The 9054-nt window shown below is 74.0% G+C and carries 9 protein-coding genes; 1 reads left to right on the top strand and 8 read right to left on the bottom strand.

Annotation, left to right across the window (positions count from 1 at the left end):
• Window positions 1-37: 37 nt before the first annotated feature.
• From ACFU3E_RS16145 to ACFU3E_RS16160, 4 genes are all read right to left on the bottom strand, one after another.
• Window positions 38-325, bottom strand: a complete 288-nt coding sequence (locus tag ACFU3E_RS16145) for a zf-TFIIB domain-containing protein (RefSeq protein ID WP_384157514.1) — start codon at window positions 323-325, stop codon at window positions 38-40.
• Between the two features lie 79 nt (window positions 326-404).
• A complete protein-coding gene (locus ACFU3E_RS16150) occupies window positions 405-1346 on the bottom strand; it encodes a phosphotransferase family protein (protein WP_384157517.1) in 942 nt (313 codons plus the stop codon).
• Window positions 1347-1549: 203 nt separating this feature from the next.
• Window positions 1550-1759, bottom strand: coding sequence for a hypothetical protein (locus ACFU3E_RS16155; RefSeq protein WP_384157520.1), 210 nt, complete (start codon window positions 1757-1759; stop codon window positions 1550-1552).
• A 234-nt stretch (window positions 1760-1993) separates the two neighbouring features.
• A complete protein-coding gene (locus tag ACFU3E_RS16160; protein ID WP_053668256.1) occupies window positions 1994-2233 on the bottom strand; it encodes a hypothetical protein in 240 nt (79 codons plus the stop codon).
• 195 nt (window positions 2234-2428) lie between these two features.
• Between ACFU3E_RS16160 and ACFU3E_RS16165 the strand changes: the two genes are divergently transcribed.
• Complete coding sequence (locus tag ACFU3E_RS16165) at window positions 2429-3865, top strand: protein kinase (protein ID WP_384157524.1); 1437 nt, start codon at window positions 2429-2431, stop codon at window positions 3863-3865.
• A 41-nt stretch (window positions 3866-3906) separates the two neighbouring features.
• Here the strand turns inward: ACFU3E_RS16165 and ACFU3E_RS16170 are convergent, their stop codons facing one another.
• The 4 genes from ACFU3E_RS16170 to cobT form a co-directional block, all read right to left on the bottom strand.
• Window positions 3907-4299, bottom strand: coding sequence for an NUDIX domain-containing protein (locus ACFU3E_RS16170; RefSeq protein WP_384157527.1), 393 nt, complete (start codon window positions 4297-4299; stop codon window positions 3907-3909).
• Window positions 4300-4309: 10 nt separating this feature from the next.
• Window positions 4310-5128 carry a TrmH family RNA methyltransferase gene (locus ACFU3E_RS16175; RefSeq protein WP_384157530.1) on the bottom strand — a complete coding sequence of 273 codons (819 nt, stop codon included), beginning with the start codon at window positions 5126-5128 and terminating at the stop codon, window positions 4310-4312.
• Between the two features lie 64 nt (window positions 5129-5192).
• The gene (gene cobA / locus ACFU3E_RS16180) at window positions 5193-6434 is read right to left on the bottom strand and encodes a uroporphyrinogen-III C-methyltransferase (RefSeq protein WP_384157533.1); all 1242 of its coding nucleotides are present in this window, start codon (window positions 6432-6434) and stop codon (window positions 5193-5195) included.
• Window positions 6435-6618: 184 nt separating this feature from the next.
• The coding region (gene cobT / locus ACFU3E_RS16185; RefSeq protein ID WP_384157536.1) for a nicotinate-nucleotide--dimethylbenzimidazole phosphoribosyltransferase at window positions 6619-9054 on the bottom strand (2436 nt) is incomplete at its 5' end.

Consider the following 9054-nt stretch of genomic DNA (forward strand, 5'->3'; position numbering starts at 1 on the left):
GGCCGTTTGCGGCCGGGGGCTCCTGTGCTGTCTCGGTTCAGGAGGAGAACAGCATGCGCCCGAAGCCCTTGTTGCGGTGGCCGTGATGGCCGTGATGACCGTGGCCGCCGTGCGGGGCGCCCCAGGCGGGGGCCGGAGGCGCCGGGTAGGCCTGCGGGGCGGGTGGGGGCGGCGGGGCAGCCTGGGACCACTGGGCCTCCAGGCGAGTCAGCGACTCCAGCTCGCCGTAGTCGAGGAAGATCCCTCGGCAGCCACTGCACTGCTCGATCTGGACACCGTTGCGGTTGTACGTGTGCATCGGCGCACGGCACTTCGGACACTGCATGGTCGTTCAACTCCTCGCCGGTCGGTCCTGCTTCACATCTCGCCAGGACAGACTCTGTCCCGCTGTGGTCGGTTGCACCCTACTTCGCGTGCTCCTGCGCCAACTGCGGCGGGACGGTAGCCATTCGGTCACAGACGTCCACGACCGACCGCTCCACCTCGTCCAGCGGGCGGCCGGCCGAGACCGCCTTGGCGACGGCGCGGGCCGCGGTCTGGACGGTGAGGGCGCGGGCAGGCACGTCGAGGGCGGGCCAGGGATCACCCTCGGCGGGGACGGCGGGGCCGCCGGCCTCCCGGTAGGCGGTGAGGAACCGGGTCCACTCGCCGGGCGGGAGCAGGCCGCAGGCGTACCAGGCGGCGGGGCGGGCGAGGTCCCAGCCGGGGACGCCGACGCCGAGGTCGTCCACGTCTATCAGCAGCCAGGGGCCGTCGGCGGCGGGGTGACGTATGAGCTGGCCCAGGTGGAGGTCGCCGTGGCAGAGGGTGCCGGGGTGCGGCATCGGGGCCTCGGCCCGGGCCCAGGGCGGGAGGGTGGCCCAGGCGCGAAGGACGGGCGCGACCGCGGGGTGCGGGCCGGTCTCGCGGAGCCGGGCGACGGCCCGGGCCGCCTTGGCGGGGCCGCGCATGACGGGCAGGTCCTCCGAAACGGGGGTGCGGTGGAGGCGAGCGAGGAGGGTGGCGGCGGATTCCCAGGGCGCGGCGTCCGGGTCGTCGGGGTCCACGGGTGTGCCGTAGGGCCAGAACGTCACCAGGCGGCCGTGCAGGTCGACCGGCGTGGGGTGCAGTGGGGGCAGGAGGATGCCGGGGTGGCGGGTGGCGAGGGCGAGGCGGCTGGTGAGGTCGGCCGGGTCGATGCCCGGGGGGTGGGCCTTCGCGACGGTGTCCGCGTGCCGCACCACCAGACCGTCGGGGCGGTCGGCGAGCGTGGCCGCGCCGCAGGGACAGGCCGATGAGCGTGCGTGGGCCGCGGCTCGGGCCTTGGCGGCGAGGTCGACCAGGAGTGGGCCGGGGACGGAGTTCACCGGGCGAGAGTACGTGCAGACGGGGGCCCTGCCGCACGGAACTGCCTGTTCCAGGTGCTCGGCGCCCGCGAGACAAAGCAATGCCGGCGCAGCTCCCCAGCTGCGCCGGCATCATGTGCCGTCCGCCGCACCCCCGTCCCCACGGGGTTTCATGGTCGGGATGTCCCCGCCCGGACCGCTCTTCCGGGCCTGGGGGTCGCCGCTCAGCGCCCCAGCATCTCTCCCACGGACGACGCCTGTGTGGCCACTGTCTCCCACCCGTCGAAGACGAGGAGGAGCAGGACCGCCAGGGGAAGGGCCATCAGCGTCGCCACCACCGGGTGGCGACGGCCCTGGCGGCCGGGGCGGAACGCGGCGGTGTACACCTTGCGTCCCTCCTCGCGGAGCAGCGTCCGCGGAGCCGTCTGGGCCATGGTCCCTCTCCTGACCGTTCTCCGTTGTCGTTGGCAGCGGCGGGCGTCTGACCTCGGGGGACGAGTGCTGCACCCGCCGCTTGACCTCAAATCTAGAGGTCCGGCCCTCCCTCGGCGTCATGCCCTCGTACCGATTGCCGGGCCTCCCGGAGGATGAGCCGCCACCTGCGACGTACTCCCCTGGGTGGAGACGGGGGCGCGGGTCTCAGGGTCTTCCCCGACGGGGCGCCCGGATCACCCCTCTTTGTCCGAGCTCTCCTCGCGCGGAACCGGCTGTTCCACCAAGGCCAGCACCCGATTCGCCATGAAGCGGGCGGTACGTACGACCGTCCCGCTACGGGTGACTTCGCTCACTTCCACGACACCTCGGCGCACCGCCGTCTCCACCCTGCGGCCCGCCCGGCTCGCCACCACCTCGTACGTGCGCGTCGTGTCCCCCGCGTCCACGACTATCTCCACGCGATCACCCTTCACAGGACCAATCCCCCTTCTGCGTCGGGTGGTTGGGATCACCTGCCACGCGAAGTCCGCCTCTGCGCGCCCTCCCTGACCACCTTTCGAGTCTCCCACCCACCACTGACAATCCATCACTCCGAGAGGGCGCGGCCTCTGCGCGCGGGCGGCCGTGGAAACGTAAGCTGTGGCTCGTCACAGGACCGGGCAGCGGGGATGAACATGGCGATGATGCGCCTGAGGCGCGAGGACCCGCGCGTCGTCGGCTCGTTCAAGCTTCACAGACGGCTCGGCGCGGGCGGGATGGGCGTGGTCTACCTGGGCTCCGACAAGAAGGGGCAGCGGGTCGCGCTCAAGGTCATCCGTCCCGACCTGGCGGAGGATCAGGAGTTCCGCTCGCGGTTCGCCCGTGAGGTCTCGGCGGCCCGGCGGATCCGCGGCGGCTGTACGGCCCGGCTGGTGGCCGCCGACCTCGACGCGGACCGCCCCTGGTTCGCCACGCAGTACGTGCCCGGCCCCTCCCTCCACGACAAGGTCGCGGTCGAGGGACCGCTCGGCGCGGCCGACGTCGCGGCCGTCGGTGCCGCCCTGTCGGAGGGTCTGGTCGCGGTGCACGAGGCAGGGGTGGTGCACCGGGACCTGAAGCCGTCCAACATCCTGCTGTCCCCAAAGGGGCCGCGGATCATCGACTTCGGCATCGCCTGGGCCACCGGCGCCTCGACGCTCACCCACGTGGGCACGGCGGTCGGCTCCCCCGGCTTCCTCGCGCCGGAACAGGTACGCGGGGCCGCCGTCACACCGGCCACGGACGTGTTCTCGCTCGGCGCCACGCTCGCGTACTCCTCGATGGGCGACTCGCCCTTCGGGCACGGCAGTTCCGAGGTGATGCTGTACCGCGTCGTGCACGAGGAGCCGCAGTTGCACGGCGTGCCCGACGCGCTGGCACCGCTCGTCCGGGCGTGTCTGGCGAAGGACCCCGAGGAACGGCCCAGCACGCTCCAACTGTCGCTGCGGCTCAAGGAGATCGCAGCCCGGGAGTCGCAGGACCTCGCCGGCGTCCGGCCGCCCGCGCCACGCGGTGCCGAGACCGAACGGCTCGCCGACACCTACCCCGAGCGCACCCGGCGCCCGCAGGGACAGCAGGGTGCCGGGGCGTCCGGGGCCCAGCGGGGCCGGGGCGCTCCCCCGCCGCAGGGTTCCGCGCCGTCCCGGGACGGCCATCCGCCGCCGGACGGCTCGGCCTCCCAGGGCGGGACCGGCACGCGGGGCGGGAACCGGGCGACCGGAGGCGGGAACCGCGGCAGGTCTGCGGTGCGCGGGCCCGGTGCCTCGCGCGGCGGCACCCCGTCGCGGTCCGGGTCGCGGCCGACGTCCACCGGGGGCAACGGCACGCGGTCGGGCCGCGGCAGCCGCCCCGCCCCGCACAGCGGCACCGGGCGTCCGGGGTCCCGGAACACGGGGACCCGGCTGCGGCCCGCCAATCCGCGGTTGCTACGGCAGCGGCTGTTCGTGTTCGTCGTCGTGACGCTGCTGGTGGCGGTCGGGATCGCACTCGTGCAGGCCTGTCAGGGCCCGGCGCGGGGACTCGGCGGCGACGGCGGACGGCAGGAGCACGTCCAGCAGGACCAGGACCAGCGGGGCTTCGAGCCGTAGGGCTCCGGTCGCAGGTCGAGGGCGGGCCGGTCAGCGGGGTGTCACAGCTCCGGCAGGATCCGCTCGAAGAACTCACGGTCGCCGGCGAAGACCGGGTCCAGGCCCAGGAACTCCTGCGGGGTCACCCAGCGGGCCTCGGCGACCTCCTGCGGGTCGGGGACCACCTCGCCCGTGTCTGCGCGGGCGGTCCACCAGTGGAGGCGGAAGCGGTGGTCGTCGGTCTCCGACTCCCAGACCTTCGCCTCCGGTACGACGGTGAGGCCGACCTCCTCGCGGACCTCCCGGACGACCGCCTGCTCCTGGGACTCGCCCGGCTCGACCTTGCCGCTGAGGGGCTGCCAGTAGCCGGGGCGGGCGACCCCCGGACCGCGCCGGATCGCGAGCAGGCGCTCGCCGCGCAGGAGCACGGCGACCACGGCCTCGCGCTGCTCCATCAGGAGCCCCCTAGACCTGGGGCCGGCCGGTGGCCACGGCGTAGAAGGCCACGGCGGCGGCCGCGCCCACGTTGAGGGAGTCGACGCCGTGGGACATGGGGATGCGGACCCACTCGTCGGCGGCGACCAGGGCCTGGGTGGACAGGCCGTCGCCCTCGGCGCCGAGCATGAGAGCCACGCGGTCCATGGTGTGAGGGGCGGCCTCGTCGAGGGGCCGGGCCTTCTCGTCGGGGGTGAGCGCGAGGAGGGTGAAGCCCGCCTCGCGGACCGACTCCAGGCCCTTGGGCCAGGAGTCCAGCCGGGCGTACGGGACGGAGAAGACCGCGCCCATGGAGACCTTCACGCTGCGGCGGTAGAGAGGGTCGGCGCAGTCCGGGGAGAGCAGGACCGCGTCCATGCCGAGGGCGGCGGCCGAGCGGAAGATGGCGCCGATGTTGGTGTGGTCGTTGACCGACTCCATGATGACGACGCGCCGGGCGCTCCGGAGCAGGTCGGCGGCCGTGGGCAGGGGCTTGCGCTGCATGGAGGCGAGCGCGCCCCGGTGCACGTGGTAGCCGGTGACCTGCTCGGCGAGCTCCGGGCTGACGGCGTAGACCGGGGCGGGGAGTTCGTCGATGACGTCGCGCATGACGTCGACCCACTTGGCCGAGAGCAGCATGGACCGCATCTCGTAGCCCGCTTCCTTGGCCCTTCTGATGACCTTCTCGCCCTCGGCGATGAACAGGCCCTCGGCGGGTTCGCGCTTGCGGCGCAGTTCCACGTCGGTCAGGCCGGTGTAGTCGCGCAGACGCGGGTCGTCGGGATCCTCGACGGTGATGAGATCGGCCACAGGGTGATACTGCCTTGTCCTGGGTGCGGTGCCAACGGCTCGGTACGGGTTGCGTTACCCGGGGTTACCTCCGGGGCGCGGGGGGCGTGGGGCCGACCTGCACGACCGCTCCGATGACGATCACCGCCGGGGGCTTCACGTCCTCGGTGCGCACGGTCTCCGCGACCGTCGCGAGAGTGGCGTCGACGCGGCGCTGGCCGGCCGTCGTGCCTTCCTGGACCAGGGCGACGGGTGTGTCCGGGGACTTGCCGTGGGCGATGAGCGTCTCGGCGACCTTGCCGACCGTGCTGACGCCCATGAGGATCACCAGGGTGCCGGTCAGCTTGGCCAGGGACGGCCAGTCGACCAGGGAACGCTCGTCGTCGGGGGCGATGTGGCCGCTGACCACGGTGAACTCGTGGGCGACGCCCCGGTGGGTGACCGGGATGCCGGCGGCGCCCGGGACCGAGATGGAGCTGGAGATGCCCGGCACGACCGTGCACGGGATGCCGGCCTCGGCCAGCGCCTGGACCTCCTCCATGCCGCGCCCGTAGACGAAGGGGTCGCCGCCCTTGAGCCGGACGACCGACTTGCCCTTCCGGGCGTACTCGATCAGGGCCTCGTTGATGGCTTCCTGGGCCATGAACCTGCCGAAGGGCAGCTTCGCCGCGTCGATCACCTCGACGCTCGGGGACAGCTCGGCGAGCAGATCGCGCGGGCCGAGGTGGTCGGTGATGACCACGTCGGCCTCGGCCAGCAGGCGGCGGCCGCGCACGGTGATCAGGTCCGGATCGCCGGGGCCGCCGCCGACCAGGGCGACTCCGGGCGTGCGGGTGCGGTGGTGCGGGGCGACCAGCGTGCCGTCGCGCAGGCCCTCGACGACCGCGTCGCGGATGGCGGCGGTGTGGCGGGGGTCGCGCCCTCTGGCGTCGGTGGTGAGGACGGCGACCGTGACGCCCTCGCTGTGGCCGGTGGCCGGGGTCCAGGCCGTCGCCCGGTCGGCGTCGTCGGAGCGGACGCACCAGACGCGGTGGCGCTCCGCTTCGGCCGAGGCGGCGGTGTTGGCCTCGGGGTCGCTGGTGGCGATCAGGGCGTACCAGGCTTCCGCGAGGTCGCCTTCCTCGTACGGGCGCCTGCGCCAGGTGATCTCGCCGGCGTCCGCCATGGCCTCGACCGAGGGGGTGGCCTCGGGTGACACGAGGAGGATGTCCGCGCCCGCCGCGATCAGTGCCGGGAGGCGGCGCTGGGCGACCTGGCCGCCACCGAGGACGACCACGCGACGGCCGGTGAGGCGGAGGCCTACGGGGTAGGCGGGGTGTTCGGCCATGAGGTGCGGCTCCTGTTGCGGCGGTGTTCAGTGCCCTGACGTGCGGATTTTAATGGGCAGGAGTGAGGGCGGCGCGGGTGGTCCAGTGGCTGGGCATCCCGCCTGTCCACCGGTGGGCGGTCCGTGGGCGGGCGGTCCGTCCTGCGGAAGGCCCGCCCACGGAGCTACGTCGACGAGGACAGCCCTACTTCTCCGTCACTCCTGCCGAATCGAACGTCGCCACCTCGTGCATCGCCCTGGCCGTGCTCTGGACCAGCGGGAGGGCGAGCAGGGCGCCGGTGCCCTCGCCGAGGCGGAGGTCGAGGTCGACCAGGGGGCGCAGGCCCAGCTTGTTGAGGGCGGCGACGTGGCCCGGCTCGGCGCTGCGGTGACCCGCGATGCACGCGGCCAGGACCTCGGGGGCGATCGCGCGGGCGGCCAGGGCGGCGGCGCCGGCGCTGACGCCGTCCAGGATCACCGGCGTGCGCAGGGAGGCGCCGCCGAGGAGGAGACCGACGATGGCCGCGTGCTCGAAGCCGCCGATCGCGGCGAGCACGCCGATCGGGTCGGCCGGGTCCGGCTGGTGGAGTTCCAGGGCGCGGCGGACGACCTCGGTCTTGCGGGCGAGGGTCTCGTCGTTGATGCCGGTGCCCCGGCCCGTGACCTCCGCCGGGTCCGCCCCCGTGAAGACGGAGATCAGGGCGGCGGAGGCGGTCGTGTTCGCGATGCCCATCTCGCCGGTCAGCAGGGCCTTGTTGCCGGCGGCGACCAGGTCGCGGGCGGTCTCGATGCCGACCTCGATGGCCTGCCTGGCCTCCTCGCGGGTCATCGAGGGACCGGTCGTCATGTCGGACGTACCGGCGCGGATCTTGCGGGGCAGCAGGCCCGGGGTGGCCGGGAGGTCGGCGGCGACGCCCACGTCCACGATGCAGACCTCGGCACCGACCTGGGTGGCGAAGGCGTTGCAGACGGCACCGCCGCCCAGGAAGTTGGCCACCATCTGGGCCGTGACCTCCTGCGGCCAGGGGGTAACGCCCTGGGCGTGCACACCGTGGTCGCCCGCGAAGATCGCGACGGCCGCGGGCTCCGGGATGGGCGGCGGGCACTGGCGGGACAGGCCGGACAGCTGCGCGGAGATGATCTCCAGCATGCCCAGCGCACCGGCCGGCTTGGTCATACGCTTCTGGCGCTCCCACGCCTCGCCGAGCGCCTTGGCGTCCAGCGGGCGGATCTGCGCGACGGTCTCGGCGAGCAGGTCGTGGGGTTCCTCTCCGGGCAGGGCACGGCGGCCGTATGTCTCTTCGTGCACGACCCAGGACAGCGGGCGGCGCTTGGACCAGCCGGCCTGCAACAGCTCGGGCTCGTCCGGGAACTCGTCGACATAGCCGACGCACAGGTAGGCGATGATCTCCAGGTGCTCGGGCAGGCCGAGGGCGCGGACCATCTCGCGCTCGTCGAAGAAGCTGACCCAGCCGACGCCGAGGCCCTCGGCGCGGGCGGCGAGCCAGAGGTTCTCCACGGCCAGGGCGGCCGAGTACGGCGCCATCTGGGGCTGGGTGTGGCGGCCGAGGGTGTGACGGCCGCCGCGGGTCGGGTCGGCGGTGACCACGATGTTCACCGGCGTGTCGAGGATGGCCTCGATCTTCAGTTCCTTGAACTGCTTCGCCCGGCCCTTGGGCAGCGACTTCGCGTAGGCGTCGCGCTGGCGCATGGCCAGTTCGTGCATCGCGCGCCGGGTGTCGGCGGAGCGGATGACGACGAAGTCCCAGGGCTGCGAGTGGCCGACGGAGGGCGCGTGGTGGGCGGCCTCCAGGACGCGCAGCAGCACCTCGTGCGGGATCGGGTCGCTGCGGAAGCCGTTGCGGATGTCGCGGCGTTCGCGCATGACCTTCAGGACGGCCTCGCGTTCGGCGGGGTCGTAGCCGGGGGCCGCGGGGCCGCTGGACTGTCGGGCTTCTGCCACTGCGGCCGCACTCTCTTCTCGGCGTTCCTGGTCCGCCAGGTCTTCCTGTTCGGCGGCCCGGGTGTCCAGGTCGTCGGCGTTCTGAGCGAGTTCGGCGTCGCCGTCGCGGGGAGCCGGGACGGTGGCCGCGGGCGCGGGGGGCTCCAGCGTCTCGGGCGACCCCGGCCGGGCCTGCTGCGGGCCCTGCACGGGCTGCCCCGCCTGCTCGTCCGCGGCCGGAGCGGGACGTACGACGGTGACGTCCTCGGTGGGTGCTGGCGTGCCGGGGGCGGTTCCCTCGGAGGTGGGGCCGGGCTCGCCGGCATCGGTGGCGGCGCCGGGGGCGACGGCTGTGACCGACTCGGGGGCCTGAGCCTGGGCTGATGCTTCGGCGGCGGGGCCGGGCACGGGTTCCTCGGGTGCCTGAGCGGGTGCGGGGGTCCGGGTGGGCGCCATCGCCTCGGAAGGAGCCGCTGCCTCGGTGGGCTGAGCCGGCGCGGTCGCCTCCGGGGCGGTCTCCGGCGCAGCCGTCTCCGGCGCGGTGGGCGCGGCCGGCGCGGCGGGGTCGGGTTCGGCGTCGGCAGGCACCGCGGCCTGGGCTACCGGGTCTGGTGCCGGGGCAGCGACGGTCTCGCCGGACGGGGCCGGGGCAGGAGTCGCAACCGACTCGGCGGACGGGGCCGGGGCAGGAGTCGCAAC

This window comes from Streptomyces sp. NPDC057424 (genome assembly GCF_042803315.1).
In the GTDB taxonomy this organism is placed as follows: domain Bacteria; phylum Actinomycetota; class Actinomycetes; order Streptomycetales; family Streptomycetaceae; genus Streptomyces.

Excerpts from the sequence above, each read along its gene's own strand:
- cobA (WP_384157533.1), bottom strand. The coding sequence starts at position 6,434 with ATGGCCGAACACCCCGCCTACCCCGTAGGCCTCCGCCTCACCGGCCGT.
- ACFU3E_RS16170 (WP_384157527.1), bottom strand. The coding sequence starts at position 4,299 with ATGGAGCAGCGCGAGGCCGTGGTCGCCGTGCTCCTGCGCGGCGAGCGC.
- ACFU3E_RS16155 (WP_384157520.1), bottom strand. The coding sequence starts at position 1,759 with ATGGCCCAGACGGCTCCGCGGACGCTGCTCCGCGAGGAGGGACGCAAG.
- ACFU3E_RS16145 (WP_384157514.1), bottom strand. The coding sequence starts at position 325 with ATGCAGTGTCCGAAGTGCCGTGCGCCGATGCACACGTACAACCGCAAC.
- ACFU3E_RS16165 (WP_384157524.1), top strand. The coding sequence starts at position 2,429 with ATGAACATGGCGATGATGCGCCTGAGGCGCGAGGACCCGCGCGTCGTC.